Source organism: Acetivibrio mesophilus (assembly GCF_004102745.1).
Lineage (GTDB): Bacteria > Bacillota > Clostridia > Acetivibrionales > Acetivibrionaceae > Hungateiclostridium > Hungateiclostridium mesophilum.
Map to the genome: position 1 here is coordinate 97,485 of NZ_RLII01000001.1, position 20,478 is coordinate 117,962.

At 43.6% G+C, this 20,478-nt stretch carries 17 protein-coding genes; all 17 read left to right on the forward strand.

Going from position 1 to position 20,478, the window contains the following annotated elements:
• Nucleotides 1–193 precede the first annotated feature (193 nt).
• Entirely contained in the window at nt 194–1,018 is an 825-nt protein-coding gene (locus tag EFD62_RS00475) for a ParA family protein (protein WP_128705557.1), read from the forward strand.
• Nucleotides 969–1,901: a ParB/RepB/Spo0J family partition protein gene (locus EFD62_RS00480; protein ID WP_407921078.1), complete on the forward strand. Its 933-nt coding sequence runs from the start codon at nt 969–971 to the stop codon at nt 1,899–1,901. The genes EFD62_RS00475 and EFD62_RS00480 overlap by 50 nt, the downstream gene beginning before the upstream one ends.
• A gap of 83 nt (nt 1,902–1,984) precedes the next feature.
• Nucleotides 1,985–2,158 carry a hypothetical protein gene (locus EFD62_RS17720; protein ID WP_170176832.1) on the forward strand — a complete coding sequence of 58 codons (174 nt, stop codon included), beginning with the start codon at nt 1,985–1,987 and terminating at the stop codon, nt 2,156–2,158.
• 38 nt (nt 2,159–2,196) lie between these two features.
• A complete protein-coding gene (locus EFD62_RS00485) occupies nt 2,197–2,493 on the forward strand; it encodes a hypothetical protein (RefSeq protein WP_128705558.1) in 297 nt (98 codons plus the stop codon).
• A gap of 111 nt (nt 2,494–2,604) precedes the next feature.
• Nucleotides 2,605–3,246: a Flp pilus assembly protein CpaB gene (gene cpaB, locus EFD62_RS00490; RefSeq protein ID WP_235832514.1), complete on the forward strand. Its 642-nt coding sequence runs from the start codon at nt 2,605–2,607 to the stop codon at nt 3,244–3,246.
• Nucleotides 3,236–3,973 (forward strand): AAA family ATPase, encoded by a 738-nt coding sequence (locus EFD62_RS00495; RefSeq protein ID WP_128705560.1) that lies wholly within the window; start codon nt 3,236–3,238, stop codon nt 3,971–3,973. The genes cpaB and EFD62_RS00495 overlap by 11 nt, the downstream gene beginning before the upstream one ends.
• Entirely contained in the window at nt 3,970–5,355 is a 1,386-nt protein-coding gene (locus EFD62_RS00500; protein WP_128705561.1) for an ATPase, T2SS/T4P/T4SS family, read from the forward strand. The genes EFD62_RS00495 and EFD62_RS00500 overlap by 4 nt, the downstream gene beginning before the upstream one ends.
• Nucleotides 5,352–6,269 carry a hypothetical protein gene (locus EFD62_RS00505; protein ID WP_235832515.1) on the forward strand — a complete coding sequence of 306 codons (918 nt, stop codon included), beginning with the start codon at nt 5,352–5,354 and terminating at the stop codon, nt 6,267–6,269. The genes EFD62_RS00500 and EFD62_RS00505 overlap by 4 nt, the downstream gene beginning before the upstream one ends.
• A gap of 12 nt (nt 6,270–6,281) precedes the next feature.
• On the forward strand, nt 6,282–7,187 hold the full coding sequence (locus EFD62_RS17940) for a hypothetical protein (RefSeq protein WP_235832516.1): 906 nt from the start codon (nt 6,282–6,284) through the stop codon (nt 7,185–7,187).
• Nucleotide 7,188: 1 nt separating this feature from the next.
• On the forward strand, nt 7,189–7,491 hold the full coding sequence (locus EFD62_RS00515) for a hypothetical protein (RefSeq protein ID WP_235832517.1): 303 nt from the start codon (nt 7,189–7,191) through the stop codon (nt 7,489–7,491).
• Between the two features lie 89 nt (nt 7,492–7,580).
• Nucleotides 7,581–7,790, forward strand: coding sequence for a hypothetical protein (locus EFD62_RS00520; RefSeq protein WP_069194759.1), 210 nt, complete (start codon nt 7,581–7,583; stop codon nt 7,788–7,790).
• A 46-nt stretch (nt 7,791–7,836) separates the two neighbouring features.
• Nucleotides 7,837–8,319: a DUF4320 family protein gene (locus tag EFD62_RS00525; RefSeq protein ID WP_128705562.1), complete on the forward strand. Its 483-nt coding sequence runs from the start codon at nt 7,837–7,839 to the stop codon at nt 8,317–8,319.
• A gap of 17 nt (nt 8,320–8,336) precedes the next feature.
• On the forward strand, nt 8,337–8,825 hold the full coding sequence (locus EFD62_RS00530) for a hypothetical protein (RefSeq protein ID WP_069194757.1): 489 nt from the start codon (nt 8,337–8,339) through the stop codon (nt 8,823–8,825).
• Nucleotides 8,825–12,010, forward strand: a complete 3,186-nt coding sequence (locus EFD62_RS17420) for a hypothetical protein (RefSeq protein WP_155522875.1) — start codon at nt 8,825–8,827, stop codon at nt 12,008–12,010. The genes EFD62_RS00530 and EFD62_RS17420 overlap by 1 nt, the downstream gene beginning before the upstream one ends.
• Nucleotides 11,988–12,422, forward strand: a complete 435-nt coding sequence (locus EFD62_RS00535) for a prepilin peptidase (RefSeq protein ID WP_235832518.1) — start codon at nt 11,988–11,990, stop codon at nt 12,420–12,422. The genes EFD62_RS17420 and EFD62_RS00535 overlap by 23 nt, the downstream gene beginning before the upstream one ends.
• Before the next feature lie 203 nt (nt 12,423–12,625).
• Nucleotides 12,626–12,976: a hypothetical protein gene (locus EFD62_RS00540; protein WP_235832519.1), complete on the forward strand. Its 351-nt coding sequence runs from the start codon at nt 12,626–12,628 to the stop codon at nt 12,974–12,976.
• Between the two features lie 13 nt (nt 12,977–12,989).
• The gene (locus EFD62_RS18355; protein WP_128705563.1) at nt 12,990–20,471 is read left to right on the forward strand and encodes a DEAD/DEAH box helicase family protein; all 7,482 of its coding nucleotides are present in this window, start codon (nt 12,990–12,992) and stop codon (nt 20,469–20,471) included.
• Nucleotides 20,472–20,478 lie beyond the last annotated feature (7 nt).

Here is a 20,478-nt window from a genome sequence, read left to right on the forward strand (position 1 = left end):
TGTGATTCATTCACTATAAGAATTTTCTACTACAATACTTATGATAATTAAATGGATTATTAAAAAGAGTGAGTAAGGGAATATGAGCATTACCTTATGTTCTCTTTTCATATATTAAAATAATAATTAGAAAGCTGTTTGCTTCAATACAATAAAGCAAGCGGCTTTTTGCGTGAAAGGAGGAAAAATTCAAGTGTCAAAAGTAATCGCACTTGCCAATCAGAAGGGTGGTACCGGCAAAACGACCACGACAGTTAACCTCGGTATCGGTCTTGCTTCACAGGGTAAAAAGGTGCTCCTGGTAGACGCTGACGCACAGGGTAACCTGACAGATTCATTGGGCTATCAGGAGCCAGACAATCTGCCCATTTCACTAGCTACCGTCTTAACCAAAATCATGATGGAGGAGCCGTATAAGACAGATGGAGGCATTCTTCATCATGCGGAAGGTGTAGACCTTATGCCGGGCAATATAGAACTGTCTGCTATTGAGGTTTCACTGGTTAATACCATGAGTCGTGAAACGGTACTGCGCAGTTATATCAACACCGTAAAAGACAAGTATGATTACATACTAATCGACTGTATGCCCTCCCTTGGTATGTTGACTATCAATGCCCTTGCTGCAGCAGACAGCGTTATTATTCCGGTACAGGCTCATTACCTTCCAGCCAAAGGAATGACACAGTTACTGCAGACCATTGCCAGGGTAAGGCGGCAAATCAATCCTAAACTGACCATCGAAGGTGTTCTGCTCACAATGGTAGATAATCGTACCAACTTTGCAAAGGATATTTCCTTTATTTTACGACGGGACTACGGCGACAAGCTACGAGTATTCCAAACGGAAATTCCCTTATCAATCCGGGCTGCTGAAACAAGTGCCGAGGGGAAAAGCATTTATATGCATGATCCACATGGTATTGCTGCTAAAGCCTATCAGGCCTTTACAAAGGAGGTGCAGGACATTGGCAAAGAGCAACCCAAGAGACAGCATAAAACTGACATCAGTAGATGACCTGTTTTCCACGGAGGAAAGCCGCGTAGATAGTCAACGTGAAAAGGTACTGGATATTCCTCTGTCAGAAATCAGTGATTTTCCTAATCATCCTTTTAAGGTAAAGGCGGATGAAGCTATGCTGGAGATGGCTGATAGCATAAAGCAATATGGCGTTTTGGTTCCCGGTCTTGTGCGGCCAAAAGCAGACGGCGGCTATGAAATGGTAGCAGGACACCGGCGCAAAAAGGCAAGTGAGCTTGCAGGCCGTGAAACCATGCCGTGTATTGTCCGGAATCTGGATGATGATGAGGCGACAATTATCATGGTTGACAGCAATCTGCAAAGGGAAAACATTCTTCCGAGCGAAAAAGCTTTTGCATATAAGATGAAGCTGGAAGCCATGAATAGGCAGGGACAAAGAACAGATTTAACCTTTTCCCAACTTGGGAAAAAGTTAAATTCATACGAAGAACTTGCTGATAAGAGTGGTGAAAGCAGAAATCAAATATACCGTTACATCCGCTTAACCGAGCTTATACCCTCTATTCTTGAAATGGTGGACGATAAACGAATAGCATTTAATCCTGCTGTTGAAATTTCTTACCTGACCGAAAATGAACAGCAAGACCTATATAAGACCATGCAATCAGAGGACTGTACTCCATCACTCTCACAAGCGCAGAGAATGAAGAGACTAAGCCAGGACGGCAGACTGAATATTGATGTCATATTTTCCATCCTTACTGAGGAAAAGCCTAACCAAAAAGAAAAGTTCCACATTCATCGCGAGCGTATAGACCGATTTTTCCCTAAAAACTTTACCGAAAAGCAAAAGGAAGATTTGATCGTCCAATTACTTGAGAGTTGGTACAAAAAACGGCAAAGGGAACAGGAAAGATAAAACAGGATGTGGCCATTGTGTAAGATAACCATTTTACAAAGGGAGGCCGTTTTTTTATGCCCTTTTTGAAAGGAGGGACTCCTATGTACTTTACAGAAGGGCAGTTACGGGAGTATGAGCTCATTATGCAGGAGAAACCGGGATATAACCGAAGAGTCATCAAAACGATGAAAGAACGGGATTGCAGGAACTGTAAGCATTTTGATGAGTCCTGTAATAAGTGCAGCAAGGATAAGTGCGATATATTTGATGATTAAGTACCGAATATTTTACACCAGGGGGGTAGTGTGTCTTTTTGATAAAATCCGGTTTGGCATTCGATTTGCGGTTTCCCCCTCCCCACACCCCTCCCCCATTAATTACCAGCCGAAAAAGAAATATCTATGTCTTTCGGCAGGTAATATATCAAATACATACAGGAAGGAGCCTTTATGAAACAAACGAAAAAGAAAAAGCCCAGGATATTCCGTACCCTGATTTGGGCATCCATAGCAACGCAAAAATGAATAAAAATATCGATGATGAAAAGCCGGATGGGAAAAAACAGGAAGCAGAAACAGCAACCTACTCTCTTTTTCGGCAGGTAAAATAATATATTACCCTTAAAAACTAATGAAAGGAGGAACGGAGCAATTTGAAAATACTGAAAAACCGTATATTTTTAAGCATCATCTGCATTACCATTGCAGCGGTAATTTCCTTTGTGTTTTTACCGCGTTTTTATGAAGATAAAAGCGCAACGGTCATGGTACTGCGGGCAGCAGGAGATATCAAGGCCGGAACGGAGATTACCGATAAACACCTGGCTACTGTAGAAGTAGGAGAATATGGTCTGCCGGAAGGTATTATCAACGATAAAGACTTAATCTTAGGAAAGATTGCACTAACTGATATTACAAAAGGAGAATATTTCTTTTCACAAAAACTCGGCGTATTCCTGGTAAATGAGCTATTTGACCGTATTGTAAAAAATAATCAGAGGCTGGTAACTGTAAGCGTACCAAGCATTGCAGCTGGACTTTCCTCTCATCTGCAAAGCGGCGATATAGTAACGGTAGCCGTATTTTTGGAGCAGGCCTCCGACGGTGAGGATTCTTCCCCACAGGTTATCCTCTATCCCGAGCTGAAAGGACTGGAGGTGTACAGCGTGGAAAACGCCCGCACACAAGATACTGCAGAGGTACGAAAGCAGCAATCTGAGAGTCAGTCATCTACCGGAGATCCGGTTCCAAAGGCTATAACATTAATTGTTACAGAAGCGCAGGCAGAGAGACTTATCGAAGCCGAATATACAGGAAAACTGCACATGATCCTTGAGAAACGAGGTGTAGGCCATGAGCGGTAAAACCTATACTGTTTGGGGAGGTAATAACTGTGGTAAAACAACTTTCGCTGTAAACCTGGCCTGTGCACTTTCTAAACGTGATATGCTGGTAGGACTCATTTCTTCAAATTTGACATATGGAGATCTGCAAGTCTTTTTCGGCCAGAATGTTCCTCCTGAGAAAGGCCTTTATAAAGCATTGAAAGATGATAACCCAAACATTGGAGATAAGTTTAGCCATTGCGAGGGGAGTAAAAACCTGTTTTTTCTATCCGTGCCTACCTGTTATACCGGGCTTCTCTGCGATACCGTAACCCTTCAGGAAACTGAACGCATGATGAAAGCCGCAACGATGGTATTTGATATTCTCATCGTGGATGGTGCCCCTGAGTTGACCAACCCGATATCCGGAGTAGGCCTCTGGCTGGCTGAAAGAATATTTACCCTGCATAAGCCTTCAATAGCTGCTCAAATGTGGTACAGGAGTGTTTTCGATTTTACCCGGGAGCTGCATATTGCAGACAAGCAGACTCATATTCTTGTGTCCCCTAATGGTGAATTTGATGATAAATCCTATCGAAGTATGATGGAAGTGCCTTTTGCCTATGAGCTGCCATATATAAAACGGGCAGGAGAACTTGAGAACGCAGGGACACCGCTGTATTCCTTCCATGACCGGTCTTGCAGACGTTATAGCAAGGTACTGGAGAGAATTGCATCCTCGATTTGCGGAGGTGAAAAGAGGTGAACCATGGATTTTCAGTAAATGACCTGATTTACCGGGCTAACAAACTGCGTTCCGACAGTGGTGAGAGTATGCAAGCCCAGGATTACAGCGAAATTCTTGATAAACTGCAGCGCATAATAGCGAAGAATCATTCAGCGGAGCTTGCCCAGGTGTTGTACTCGGAGGAAGCCGAGGAAAAGCTTAAAGACCTAATCATGCGCTATTTAAACAGTGAGCAGCTGGTTGCAAAGGATAAAGGCAACATTTCTGAATTGGTGGACGCGATATATTATGACATGGCGGGCATGGGACTGTTATCTCCATACCTTCAGGATACCGACACGGAGGAAATAAACGTCAACGGTTATGGAGGCATTTGGGTACTGTATAGAGATAGAAAGGTGCGGCTCAATGAAACCTTTGGAACACCCGAAGCCTGCTCCAATATTGTAAGAAAGATGAGCCGATTTGGGAATGTCATTCTCGATGGCTCAAAACCTATTGGAGACAGTTTCATTGCACGAGGTGTTCGAATGTCGGGCGCTATTTCGCCCTGCGTTGACCCGGATGCGGGAGCCATTGCCTCCATCAGGAAACAAAAGCCCTCTTTCATTACAAGGGAAAATCTGATTGAGTGGGATACGGCCACAGCAGAGGAACTGGACTTTCTGACCCTATGTGTTAATAACGGCGTATCAGTTGCAATAGCCGGAGCAACCGGCAGCGGGAAAACCGCTGATATGGGATACATACTAAGCTGCGTACCTCCGGACAAACGCATTGTCACAATAGAGGACACCCGTGAACTGTCACTGGCAAAGTTTGATGAAAACGGTGTAATGATAAATGATGTCATACATCTTTTAACCAAGGAGGAACCTAATCCTATTTCCATGCTGGATTTATTAAAACTATCACTAAGGCTGCATCCTGAAATCCTTGTACCTGCAGAGATGCGTGGGAAAGAAGCATTGACCGTGCAGGAAGCCGGACGGACAGGGCACACCATTGTCAGTACCCTCCATGCCAACAGTGCACGGACGGCATATGACAGAATCCTTACCATGTGCCTTGAGGCAGGAACATCCTTATCAGAAGAAAGACTTCTGAAAAACATTGTTGAAGCTTTTCCCATTATGCTTTTCAAAATGCAGCTTCCGGACAAATCCCGCAAATACATGGAAATCTTTGAGGCTACAGGGGTAGAGAATGGTGAGGTAACAGGAAGTACCTTATATAAATATGTTATTGATCATTATGAACGGGATAAAGACGGCAAGATTATTAAGGCTGTGGGCACACATAGGCGTTTAGGTTGCATTTCACCGGCACTTGCAGAAAAACTGCTGATAGGCGGTGTCCCTCAAGAAGAGATTCTTCGCTTTACGGAAGGGGGAGCATGATGAATCTGATTTATCTATCTTATGTCCTTGTTTTTACACTCATCTGCCTTGCCCTGTTTCTCCTGCTTAAATTGAACCCGTTTATTACAGAACAGAATCCGCTGAAAAAACGTCGTATGGATCTGGTGGGGGCAAAGCCTAAAGTAACGGAGAGAATCTCAATACGTTTTGAAACCCTGTTTCGTCAGACTCGGTGCACTACGAGAAAATTTGTCATTATGATCCTTATATCAGTAGCAGGTGGCTTTGTTGCAGGAACCCTATTATTTGATAATACCAGCCTGGCGGCGGTTATGGCGGCCTGTATGTTCCCTGCCCCGTATTTTTATCTGACAGTGAGAAGCTCTACGGCAGCAAGGGAAGAAATCGAAGGGCTGGAAAACACCATGTCCATCATTACCAATGCCTATGCAGGAAATGATGACATAATTAAGGCAGTGGAAACCTATGTGGAGGAAAAGAATCGGTATGTTCCAGAACATTTAAGAATTCCTACGCCTTTTGATGAATTTGTGTCGGAAATCCGGTTCATCAATCCCAATGTGGAGCATGGACTGTATCGGTTGGCAGCTAAAGTTAAAAACCGGTACTTTAATGAGTGGGTAAAAACCCTCATCCTTTGCCATCATGACCGAAGACTGAAATTTGCTTTGTTTCCTATCATTAAGGCCATGAACGATGCAAAATCCATGCAGATTGAAAGCGACAGTATGATGGTAAAAGTATGGCGTGATTATCTTATGACAGCAGGGCTGATGTTTTCCGTAATCCCTATGATGCGCTTTTCCAATGCCGAATGGTTTTCACTACTCACAAGGACTTCTATCGGTAAATTCCTAATTATTCTAATGCTCTTAACGGCTCTCGCTACAGCCTTTTATGTGATGAAGGCTACTAAACCGTCAAACAGATAAGGAGGTTTTCCTTTGTTTTATCAGTTTATTATATTTGTCCTGCTGACTTCGGCAGGCTTTTTAATATGCAGGCAGCTTCTTAAAATCCCGAAGCTTAGTATGAAAAAGAACATCAAAATCTTGCAGGCTGAAAAGGAAAAATCAAGCCAGAAGCTAGTAAACCGAATAATTATGCCGTTAGCAAAGCCATTTGCAAGGTTCATCCCGATTGACCCGGTAAAGGAAGCAAGAATGGCATCTACATTGAGGCGTGGAGGGCTTGAACTGACTCCGAAAGAATATTACGCAAGAGCTATTTTATGTGCTCTTTTTACACTACCCCTTGCCTGGCTCCTTTTTGCCATTGGAGCGGCCAACCTTGCTCCTATAGTTCTAATCTTCGCGGTAGTAGTATACTTCCACTTCATGACAGACCTTAAAGACAAGATGAAGGAAAAGAAAAACCGGATCGAAATAGAGCTTCCGGGTTTTATCCGTTCCATCCTGTATAAGCTAGATGACATTAAGGATGATAGTAAAAGAGCAGTTGTACAGGTAGATTTGATCCAGATATTCGAAGATTACCTGAGGGTAGCCAGTGATGCATTCCACTATGATGTCTCGGTTTTGGTAATGGAGATGAAAGCGAAGGATATTGAAACAGCTCTCCGGAATTTCAATGAACGCATTGGAATGACAGAAGTATCTTTTTTAGTGAATGCCCTTATAGGACTGTACCGGGGCGAGCATCAGGGAGAAGCTCTGGCATACCTTGCAAGAGATATGGACATCAAAGCCAGAGAAGCACTCAGGAAAAAACTTAATAAGCTGCCGCGAAGGGTCAAGATTGCATCCATACCCCTTGTGGCGGTGACGCTTGCCTGCCTGCTCTATGTTATAGGCTCCCACATGATTAGATCAATGGGGGGCCTTTTTTAATGTGAAAAAGGGAATCACCCTTTTCAAAATACAATTTCAGGAGGTATTACCCGTGAGAAACACTACAACTGCAAACTCTATTACGCAAGAAAGGAGGGCAAATCCTGTGAGGAAACGCATTGCAAATGCTATATCGAATGCCGGAAATGTTCTGGCAAACAAGTCGGGTGACCAGATGACCGGCTGGCTCATCGTAGTCCTGATCGTTGTGGTGGTTGGTGCAGTCTTCCTGACACTGTATAAGGATTCAATATCTACAATCTGGTACAGCATTGTCGCCAAGATTACCAGCCTTTTGAACTAAACGGAATTGCTTCAAAAGGCTCATGACACTCGGGGGGCTCTGCTCCCCCCTAAATAAAAACTAAGTTTAGAATTATGGAGGTATTAATTATGATGACAGCTTTAAAAAACAAAATGAGAATAGCAACTTTAAAGGGCAAAAACATATTGGCAAACAAGTCCGGCGACCAGATGACCGGTTGGCTTATTGTCGTTTTGATTGTCGTAGTAGTAGGTGCGGTGTTCATGACACTGTATCAAGGTTCCATTACACAGATCTGGAACAGCATCGTCAGCAAAATCACCGGTTTACTGAATTGATGAAAAAATTAAAGGTAAACCTGCAGATGCGGGAGGTGCAACGCATATGAACAGCAGGCACCAGAGCATGGGGGAGAGAAATTCTCCCCTTCTGCTTTTTCAAAGACTCCTTCACGACAGAAAAGGCAGCAGCTATTTTGACCTGATGATTAAAACACTGGTTGTGATTACACTCATGGTTACGGTGTTGAGCTTTTTGGGTATCTTCACTACTTACCTGAACTTGAACCATATATGCCGGCGCGTTGTACGGGTAGTTGAACTGGAGGGCCAGGTTTCAGATAAAGCCTATGATGTTTTCTACCGGCTTAAGCAGCAGACCGGCCTCTCACCGGAGATGATCATCGAGGATGTGGACTACCATGACAATCAGAAAATACAGTTAAGGGATACCTTCACGATCACGATGACATACAGCCATCCATTTACCATTTTTACACCATCCTTTGCACCTCCAGTTAAGATTATGATTCCTATGAGGGTAAGCATTACCGGCATGTCGGAAAAGTATTGGAAGCTCTCCGACTGAGATTGCCGGGAAGGAGGATGGACGTGAACAAATATAAATACATTTTGCAAAATCGTAAAGGCGATGTTTTTATTTTCATCGTGATTCTTGTCTTTTTCATCCTGACGCTTTCAGCTATCCTGATTGAATATTTCCGTATGGAAAGCCTGTACCAGCAGGTGGAATATGTTCTTCAAAGGGGTGTGAACGCCTCAGTGGAATATGCCATGCTGGACGAATACCGCAGGGACGGACATGCCAGGATGGACAGCGCCCTTGCGGAAGAAAGATTATATGAGTACCTGCATGAAAGCATGAAACTTGATGCGGATTTAAGCAAATATATCGGCGAAGAATGGGTTTACGAGCTTGAAATAAAGCACATTAATGCTACCGACATTCCGCCCCGGCTGACGCTGGAGGGGGCACTGAAGACCCGCAGTATCTTCAGTTTTCTGACCGGTGATGTTCGGCTTCCCTTTAGAATATCCAGCGTTAATACAAGAATTGAGGAAGGAGGTTTTTAATGAAAATAAAGTTATTTAATACCGTATCGCTTGTTTTTATATTTTGCCTGCTCCTTTCGAGCAAAGCATTTGCTTCTGTAAACAGTGACATTGAAATCAATATTACCTCTCCAATAGACAGCTTGCAAAGCGAAAGCGGTATGGTAGCCATAGAGCATTTTCCGGAGGAAATCTCAATTCAAGTAACGGCAAAAATCGGGACAATTACAGATATTCAACTGGAATATGGTGGACAGAGCATAAAGATAACACCGAAATATATTTTGACTGTTGAGAATAAGGAGTCATGCGGCCCGTATACAATAACAGCAAAAACAGATCAGGGTGCAGTCCTCACCATCACAGCTAATGTTATTTTTCAAGTGAAAGCTGTCTACGACATCCGGTATCGCACCATCGGAATGAATGTCAGAGAAATATATGATGGAGAGACGCTTATAAAATCTTTTTCAGAGCCGCAGCGAATTGATCTTGTGAATGCAAATACCGTTGCAGACTATGAAAAGGAGCAGATTGCCGGGTGGATCGGTAAGTGTGACGGGAGGACTTATACACTAAAAGGCAGCAATGTTGTGGAGATTCACAATTTTAGTTCCGGCAAAATATATGGAACCTATGATACCAATACGCAATTTGAAACACTGACCACCAGTTACGGCTGGACACCTAAAAGTCTGACAGCCTTTGAAACCATGAGAAATACAGCACTATCCTACCAATCTCCTGTTAAAGTTGACATAGATGCTACCTGGTGTGATGTGAACAAACAGAAGGTTTACGGCAAGCTCACCGCTCAGGACAAGGGAGTGCCGGAGCTGCTCTACCCCTATCAGACTACTTCTGTCACTTTCACCAAGGATGATGTGCTGCTGTCCCGTAATTTTCATTACATGGGGCTTGAATGGGATTATACGCCAGAAAGTGATGAATATTCTAACGGAGAAAATAAAACGCAGACCAGTATCACGCAGAATATTCATTACAGGATTCCAACAGCAGACTTCTATTTTAAGTTCAAAGCATGTGACGGCAACGACCTATCGGTTGTTATTCGTTCCCCAGTTACAGTGAAACGTGGCGACAGCTATTCATTTACTATAATCTACATGAACAGCGGAACGAGTGCAGCTTATGATGTACCTTTGAAAGGCACGATAGATGAAGTTCTGATTGAAGGAATACCTGAGATGAAGGACTTTTCACCAAATTCAAGCGTAACTTATGATGTTAAACGTACGGCTGATACTGATGCCGATGAAATTCACTTGTGGGCAAACATTGGTGTGCCTGAAGGCTTTATAGACGGAAATATTAACAACAACACGGTTACAGCAGTTATACGGATAGTTAACCCCAAATCGGATGAAACGCCTGATAATTCTGATGATCCAGATGATCTTGACGACCCGGATAATCCTGATAATCCGGATAACCCGGACGAACCAGATGGTCCACCAGGTTTACCTGATATTTGCGATCTGTCTGCGTGTATCTTTGCACCGCCTACGGTTTATGAACATGAGAATTACAGCTATACCGTAAGTTTTACCAATAACACTGATGTAGAACTAAAAGCTGCACACTTAAAGGGAAAAAATAATGAGATTGCATTGATGCAAATCCCTGAATTAGCAAATTTTGAGCCGCGGGAGACAAAAGCTTTTACTGTTACAGGTGCTGCTGGAAATGCAGGTGAGGTTTATGGCTTGTGGGCTAATGTGGAGGCACCGGAAGGCTTTAGGGATGAAAATATTATCAACAATACTGCTGTTTCAAGCATTAAAGTTGTTAACCAACCTGATGATGATCCGGACGACCCTGACAATCCTGACGAACCGGATGATCCAGATAAACCCGACGAACCAGATGAGCCTCATAATCCGGATGACCCCAATAATCCTAATGAGCCAAAAGATCCTGATAAACCGGAAAACCCTAATGACCCTGAGATACCTACCATAGTAAACCTATGCGATGTATGGGTAAATTTGTCGTCTCCCCCGACTGTATATGAGCATGAGGAATACAGCTTTACCGTATATTTCGCCAACTCTACCGATAAGGATTTGTACGATGTTGAGCTAAATGTCACCATTAACGGTAAGAAGATTCCTGATGTGCCTGGTACATCTAATTTCAAAGCATTTGAAAAGAAATCCTTTTTAGTCACAAAAACAGCTGGAGATAAAAGAGAGCGTATTCGTTTATCTGCTAATGTGTCCGCACCTGCAGGCTACAAGGACAGCAATACCGGCAACAATCAGGTTTCGGCGGAAATCATGGTACTGGAACGTCCTTACGATTTGGATGTACAGAGAATTACACCCGATGAGTATAAGGAAAACCAGTCTGTCATAACCACTGTTAAAGTATCCAACAAAGGCAGCCTGGACTTTACACCGGGACAAAATGTTACTGTACTGTTTCAAATACCTGAATTGTCTTTGTCAAAGCGAATTGATGCGATAGTAATGGAAAGGGATACCTGGAATGTTGTATCCATCCGCTGGGACACTCCTAATGTGCAGGCTGACAAAAATGTTACCTTGATTGCGATTATTAATCCTGAGCAGTCGCTGAGAAATGAAAGCACTGCTGAAAACAACACTTATACTCAAAAGGCTGTGATAAAGAATATATCCTATGGAGAACCGGAGGAAAGCCGGTCATTGCCTAACCCGCCGAAAAGAAGTGAACAGCCCAGGGTGACATGGTGGGAGCAGCGGTATGAGGGTGGAAAGTTTGTATGGAGGCAATTCTATGCCGAGTTGAAGGTAAACGCTGTGCTGGAATATGATACAAAAGCTAAAGGTTTTCTCAAGTCAGGCTATGGATACTCAATCCGTGTTACAGCCTATGTTGACACAAATTATGACAGGCCGGAGCTGATTACTGCTCCACAGACTGCAGAAGTCTATCTGCCGGAATATCGCTATGAAACCGCTATCCCTTTAATAAAGGAAAACGGTCAATTTATCTTTAAGGAAAATCCCGCATCTCCCTTCCGTTACAGGAAACATTACATACCGCTGTGGTTCCCGGATAACAGGGACTATATTGTACAGCTTCTTGTTACCGATGTGCATACTCCCGGAGGTACGCTGTCCCGTTGGATTACCGGAGGGGAACTAAAAATTCACGTAGTGGACAGTATGTATTCCGATGATGTCACTACTGGAAACTGATATAATAATACTTCTTTTTGCTGTTCCTCTATTGTGGGCAGCAGTAATGGATTATATGAAGCGGATTATTCCCGACTGGACATGGATAGCCATTCTCCTGCTCGGCATAATGTCCGCTTTTATTTTGCCGCAGCCCACACTACTGCAGCGAATTGCGGGGTTTTTGCTGCCAGGCATCTGCCTGTTATTTCTTGCCATGAAATATGGTGGCGTGGGCGGTGGTGATATCAAGCTTACGGCTACAATTGGTTTTAGCTTTGGCTTATATGGACTTGCTGCCATTCTATTTTTTGCCTTGATACCAGCTTTGCTTTATTCAAATGTAAAGCGGCAGAAAAGTGTTCCATTGGCAGTATTCTTGTGTATCGGTTTTTTTATTCATGCCGGTATTGCTTTGATTACCGGAAGATAATGTGAAAGCACAAATTTATCCGGACAAGGAGGTGCTTTGATGGAGCTTAAAACGATACTTGCCATCGTGCTTTGCATGGTGATTGCAGGTGGTGCATTATACCTGTATATCAGGCAAAGAAAGAAATAACGGTATGGCGGTAAAAGGGACTTGAAAACTGGAGTCCCTTTACTGCTGCCGGTTTGATTGGAGTGATTATAAGGATGGATGATGAAAAACGCTTGATGAATAACAATAAGGAAAATCACGTTGCCAATGCAGATAAGGAAGTCAATGCCGGTTATGTAATTACTGATCGGCTGACCGTTGGGAATTCTGAGTTTGTCATTGGTCAAAACGAAAATGCTCCTGCCAAGTTTGTGACATGGAAATGTACAAAGGGCGAAAAGAATTACTATTGGGGGCATTACTGTAAGGACCGCCTGACAGCCCTTGAAGATTTATGCAACCGTGCTCTCGATGAGATCCATTATTTAAAAAGCTATAAACAGGAAAAAGAGAATATAGAAAAAAAGGCGCAGAGGGTTGAAAAGAAATGTGAACCGGTGCGATAAGGAGGGATAAAAGTTGGCAACAAAGCTGCAGCTGATTACAGAGCTTTCTCAAAATACGGCAAAAGATATTGTTAAAACACCTGGCAACTGGATATCCTTTCTGAAAACTGCTGCCTGGAACTATAAATATCCGTTTCAAGATCAATTGCTTATTTTTGCCCAGCGCCCTGATGCAACAGCCTGTGCTCCCATTGAAATATGGAATGAGAAGTTCGGCAGATGGGTAAACCGGGGTGCGAAAGGCATTGCCCTTATAAATGACAGCGGAAACCGTTTAACCCTTCGTCATGTGTTTGATGTATCGGATACTAACAGCCGGTATAACCGTCCGGTTGTCCTTTGGTCATTAAGGGATGGATATTCTGAAGATGTGACAGAAACGCTGGAAAATGCTTTTGGTGATCTTAAGGACAAAAGTAATATCCCCGCAGCACTTATTTCAGCAGCTTTCAACACTGTCGAAGATAATTTCCCTGATTACCTCTCTGACCTGATGTACAGCAGGGAAAACAGCTTTCTCGAAGAACTGGACGATCTTAATGTTGAAGTCATCTTTAAAAATGCACTTAAAAATTCTGTGGCATATATGCTTTTAGTCCGTTGCGGATATCCTGCCGATGAATTTTTCAGCTTTGATGATTTCCAGGGCATTGTTAATTTCAATACCCTTGAAACAATATCCAGTTTAGGTGCTGCAACAAGCGATATTTCAGAAATGATTTTAAAGGAAATCAGTGCAACAGTAAAAAATATTCAGAGAGCAGAAAAAAATCAAAACCGTACATTTGCAAAAAGCAAGGACATACGACACAATAAAAGTGAAGATATCAGGGTTGAAAGGAAGGATGATCATGGAGTTGACATACACAATGCAGGGCGATTATCTGGTACCGGATCTGGCGCTGCCGGAGGAAGAGATGCACATCGGCAAATATGGGATGTTGCGCAGGACATACCTGAAAAATCACAGGAAAGGAACATACGCCAGCCTGGTGATGTCGGGGATACTGAACAGCCACCTGATGGAAATCGACCGGATAGCGAAGGAACGAATAGAGATGATCACGATGAAACTTCTGAAGAGCAATCCAGCGCCGGACAAAGCGATAGACCCGATGGGCTGGGCGGGACACATGAACAACCTACGATACTCAGCAGAAGAGTCAGTACTGACGGAGTTGGTTTACAGCTAAATCTTTTCCCTACAGTTGAACAGCAAATTGAAGCCATAGAGCATGCGGAGGATAAAAAAACCTCCGCTTTTTCTATTTCGCAGGAAGAAATCGATCATTTGCTTTGCAGCGGTACAGGTTTTCAGGATGGCAAGTACCGTGTATACCTGCATTATCAGGAACTACACAGTGCAAAAGAAACCATTGATTTTCTAAAGCATGAATATGGAATTGGTGGCGGCACACATATTTTCATCGATGGAACCAGAGGAAACCAATGGCATGATGGAAAAGGGATATCCCTTAGCAAAAGCGGCAGCTTTCTAACAAACCCTGAAATAAGACTATCATGGAATCAGGTTGCAAAACGACTTGGTGAACTGATTGCTGCGGACAGGTATTTAAACAGCAAGGAAAAGGAGCGCCTTCCTGTAGTACAGCAGGAAATAGAAGAACAGCGTCGGAGACTTGCCGAGGAAGCGTATGCGCGACAAATCCTGAACCGGGAACCTACACCTACTCAAACTGAGTTAACCGTCTCTAAAGATACGGCTAAATACGGCTTTCACCTTGGAGATACGGTGTACATCGGTGCGGAGGAATACGAGATTTTATCTTTTGACAATAATTCGGTAGAGCTTCGTGATGTAAACTGCCCCCTGTTCACTAAACAATTTCAGCGTGAAGCCTTTGAGGAAATGCTTAGAGATAACCCTCTGAATGATCATCTTCTTGTGCAGAAGGAAATAACTGAGCAGCCGACTGTACTTAAAGCGGAAAAACTGTCTCCTCGCAACATCTACCAGACATACCTGCCCGAAATTATCAACAAGATACGAAACGATGAGATTTACCCCTACCTGCGAGACAGGAATACCGATCCGGACAGTGCAAAACAGGAGCTTGATGCTGCAATCGATCGCATTGCTCACTCTATGAGAGAAATGCATCCGGATTTTTACGAAGCTTACATCAACCTGCCGCAGTTTAAAGAATGGTTTAGCGAGGATGTATTCCAGCGAACGTACCAGGACTATCTTACGGAAAAAAGAGATAGTGTAACCATTCATGCGGATGACCCCAACGCACCGGAATGGGTAAAGCAAAGCGGGGATGTAACCATCACCCGTGAGGGAGATACATTCACCATTGAACTTGAAAAAGGAAAAGAAGATAAAAAGCAGTATGTAGAATTTGACATGGAGCTTGAGCTTCCGGAGGGTCAGAAAGAGAAAGAGGAACCTGCCGAAAAAGAAATAACTATAGGTATGGAAATTTCCATTGAGGACAGACGTTTTTGTATTGATGCCATTAACGAAGAGACAGGAACAGTCAGCCTGCGGGATATCACTTTTCAGCAAAGCACTGGTTTCCCAATTTTCCGTAGAGAAAGCATCGAGTTTGTAAAGGGCATTTTAGAACAGGCGGAAGAGCATAAAGGACTAAAAACAAAAAATGAGGAAGCACCAAGGAACATCATTGATTCTGCATCGGGAAAACCTAAACAGCACCGTATTAGCTTCCATATCACCGACAATGAGTTGGGGCATGGTGGTCAAAAGGCCAAATATGCCTGGAATGTTGCTGCTATCAGACTTTTATACAAGCTTGAAGAAGAAAACCGGCTTGCGACACCGGAAGAACAGGAAGTTCTGTCCCGGTATGTAGGATGGGGTGGTTTGCCACAGGTCTTTGATGAAAAGAACAGCCTATGGGTTAAGGAATACACTGAGCTGAAGGAACTGCTTGACGCAGATGAATATGCTTCCGCAAGAGCCTCTACATTAAACGCTCATTATACTTCCCCCACTGTCATCAAAGCCATGTATGCTTGTCTGGAAAACATGGGCTTTCAGACGGGCAACATTTTAGAGCCTGCTTGCGGTATCGGCAACTTTTTTGGGCTTATCCCCGACAGGATGAAAAACTCTAAACTGTACGGTATTGAACTGGATAGTATTTCAGGCAGGATTGCAAAACAGCTTTATCAGCAGGCAAACATTGCAATACAAGGTTTTGAGGAAACGAATCTGCCTGACAGCTTTTTTGACCTTGCTATTGGAAATGTACCTTTTGGCAGTTATGGAGTAGCTGATAAAAAGTATGATAAATATAAGTTTCTTATCCATGACTACTTTTTTGCCAAAACACTTGATAAGGTACGGCCTGGGGGCATTATTGCATTTATTACTTCTAAAGGCACAATGGATAAGCAGAATCCGGAAGTCCGTAAATATATCGCGCAAAGGGCTGAACTTTTGGGTGCTGTACGCCTTCCAAACAATGCTTTTCTTGCGAATGCCGGCACTGAAGTCACGGCCGACATCATATTCCTGCAAAAGCGCGATCGAGTGATTGATATTGAACCGGATTGGGTAAACCTCTCTACAACTCAGGACGGCATTCCTATTAACCGCTACTTTGCAGATAACCCTGATATGGTGCTGGGAACGATGGCTTTTGATGACAGAATGTATGGCAACGCCAGTGAAACCACCTGTATGCCTTATGAGAATGCTGATCTTACAGAGCTTCTACGTGAAGCATTGGAGAACATCCATGCGGAAATCACCGAATATGAGCCAGACGAAATAGTTGAGGAAGAAGATGCCTCAATTCCGGCAGATCCCAATGTGCGTAATTTTAGTTATACCGTTGTGGACGGCGAGATTTACTACCGGGAAAACAGCCGGATGAACAAGGTGGAAGTTTCAGTTACAGCAGCCAACCGCATAAAAGGCATGATTGCCATTAGAGATTGTGTCCGGGATCTTATTGAATACCAAACTGAAGACTACAGCGATGATGTGATACGTGAGCAGCAGCGCAAGCTGAATAAGTTGTATGATGAATTTACTGCAAAATACGGACTTTTAAGCAGCCGCGGCAACAACATGGCCTTTTCGGATGATTCTTCCTACTGCTTGCTTTGTTCCCTTGAAATTCTGGACGAAGATGGCAATCTGGAACGTAAGGCTGACATGTTCACCAAACGCACCATCCGGCAGCGAGCTGTTGTTACCCATGTAGACACTGCAACTGAGGCATTAGCGATCTCCATAGCGGAAAAAGCCTGCGTGGATATTGGCTTTATGCAAAGCCTTACCGGTCTTTCAGAGGAACAGCTTATAAAGGACCTGGAAGGTGTTATATTCCGCAACCCTGAAAAGTTGGACAGCGAAGGGAAACCGGTATTTGAAACCTCGGACGCCTATCTTTCCGGCAATGTACGGGAAAAGCTTAAGACCGCCAGGCAGTTTGCCGAAATGCAGCCCGATCTTTACAGCATAAATGTTGCAGCACTTGAAAAGGTACAACCAAAGGATTTGAGTGCATCTGAAATCGATGTCCGATTGGGCGCCACATGGCTTCCTCCGGATGTAATAAAGGATTTTATATTTGAGCTCTTGGAAACCCCATATATGTACAGGCGATATATTGATGTTTTCTATTCATCTTATACCGCCAACTGGAACATCAAGGGTAAAAACGACGACCGCAGCGGCAATATCAAGGCAGTAATGACCTATGGTACCAGCCGCATTAACGCCTATAAGATTATTGAAGAAACATTGAACCTCAAGGATGTACGAGTTTTTGATACGGTTTATGAGGACGGCGTAGAAAAGCGTGTTCTGAACAAAAAGGAAACCGCTATTGCCCAACAGAAACAGGAAGCCATTAAAGAAGCGTTCCAGAGTTGGATATGGAAAGACCCTGATCGCAGGGAGCGCCTAACACGAATTTACAATGACCGTTTTAATTCTGTCCGTCCCCGTGAATATGATGGCAACCACATCCGGTTTACAGGAATGAATCCGGAAATCACCCTGCGTAAGCACCAGGTGGATGCGGTGGCACACATACTGTATGGAGATAATACACTGTTAGCTCACTGTGTAGGTGCAGGCAAGACCTATGAAATGGCAGCTGCAGCAATGGAAAGCAAGCATCTAGGGCTTTGCCAGAAAAGCATGTTTGTTGTACCTAACCATCTGACCGAGCAATGGGCGGCGGAGTTTTTGCAGCTCTATCCCTCTGCCAATATCCTTGTGTCGACGAAAAAGGACTTTGAAACCAAAAACCGTAAGAAATTTTGTGCCCGTATTGCCACTGGCGACTATGACGCTGTAATTATCGGTCACAGCCAGTTTGAGAAAATACCGATTTCAGTTGAAAGACAAAAAAGGCTGCTTGAAGAACAGATTGATGAGATCACCAACGGCATCCGTGAACTTAAACAAGAACGCGGAGAGCGTTTTGCTATCAAGCAGCTTGAAAAGACTAAGAAGTCTTTGAAGCTAAAGCTGGATAAACTTAATGATACCAGCCGAAAAGATGATGTAGTCACCTTTGAGGAATTAGGAGTTGACCGGCTGTTTGTGGATGAGGCTGACTTTTATAAAAACCTGTTTTTGTACACAAAAATGCGTAATGTGGCTGGCTTATCCCAGACTGAGGCGCAAAAATCATCAGACCTGTTTATGAAATGCCGTTACCTTGATGAACTGACTGAAGGGCGCGGCATTATTTTTGCGACTGGAACACCAATCAGCAATTCCATTACCGAGATGTACACCATGCAAAGATACCTGCAGTATGAGACCTTACGTAAGAACGGACTTCAGCATTTTGATTGCTGGGCGAGTACATTTGGGGAGACTGTAACCGCTATAGAGCTTGCGCCGGAAGGTACAGGATATCGGGCGAAAACAAGGTTCGCACGCTTCTATAACCTGCCGGAGCTCATGAACATGTTCAAAGAAATTGCAGATATAAAAACTGCGGATATGCTAAACCTCCCTGTGCCAAAAGCTAATTACTGCAATATTGCAGTAAAGCCAAGCGAATTCCAGCAAGATATGGTAACTGAGCTTGCTGTTCGAGCTGAACGGGTACGTGCCAAGGAAGTGGAGCCTTATGAGGATAACATGCTCAAAATAACCAACGATGGCCGTAAACTTGCCCTTGACCAGCGCCTTGCAAATCCTGTACTTCCGGACCATGAAAAAAGCAAAGTAAATGCTTGCGTGGAGAATGTATGCCGTATTTGGCAGGAGAATAGCGGTGATAAGCTGACACAGCTTGTATTCTGTGATTTATCCACACCGAAGAATGACGGAAATTTTAGCGTCTATGATGATATTAGACAAAAACTCATAGAGCGTGGTGTTCCTGCCGATGAGATTGCTTTCATTCACGATGCTAACACGGAAACCAGGAAAAAGGAACTGTTTGCAAAGGTACGAAAAGGGCAGGTACGAGTCCTGTTAGGTTCTACATTCAAGATGGGTGCAGGAACCAATGTACAGGATCGCTTGATTGCACTGCATGACCTGGATTGTCCATGGCGGCCAAGGGATTTGGAACAGCGTTCCGGACGTATTGTACGGCAGGGCAACAAAAATGATGAAGTGTATATCTTCCGGTATGTAACCGAAAACACCTTTGATGCTTATCTCTACCAGATACTTGAGAACAAGCAGCGATTCATATCGCAGATTATGACTTCGAAGTCTCCAGTGCGCTCTGCCGAGGATATTGACGAAACAGCACTCTCCTATGCCGAGGTGAAGGCGCTGGCCACAGGCAACCCATACATAAAAGAAAAGATGGATCTAGATATTCAGGTTTCCAAGTTGAAATTACTGAAAGCCAATCATCTAAGCCAGCGGTATGCTCTTGAAGACAGGCTGCTAAAGTATTTCCCCCAGCAAATCAAGTCTACAATGGAACGCATAGCAGGCTATGAAAAAGACCTTGCTTTGTATAGGCAGCAAAGTGAATTGGAACATGCTGTGGAAAGTTCAGAGGACAGTAAATTTGCTGGTATGTCTGTGAAAGGTATTTACTATACCGAAAAAGCAAAAGCAGGCGCAGCCATACTGGAAGCCTGCAAGCAGATGACTTCCCCGGAACCGCAGGAATTAGGCAGCTACATGGGCTTTCCGATGTTGTTTTCCTTTGACAGTTTCAATAAGCAGTTCCAAATCACTTTGAGGGGTTCTATGAGCCATACGGTTACACTGGGTACGGACATCTACGGCAATATTACAAGGCTCAATAATATTCTTGCTGAAATCCCGAAGAAGCTGGATTATTGCAAAGAGCAGTTAAAAACTCTCCACCAGCAGTTGGAGACAGCAAGGCAGCAGGTTGATGTCCCCTTTGAAAAGGAAGTAGAGCTGCAAACAAAGTCTGCGCGGCTTGCAGAGCTGAATATTTTACTCAATATGGATAAGCATGAAAATGAAGTGTTGGATGCTGAACCGGACGAGGATATGAATGCACCTGAAAGAAAGAGCATGGGCTATGAAAGGTGAGGTGGTA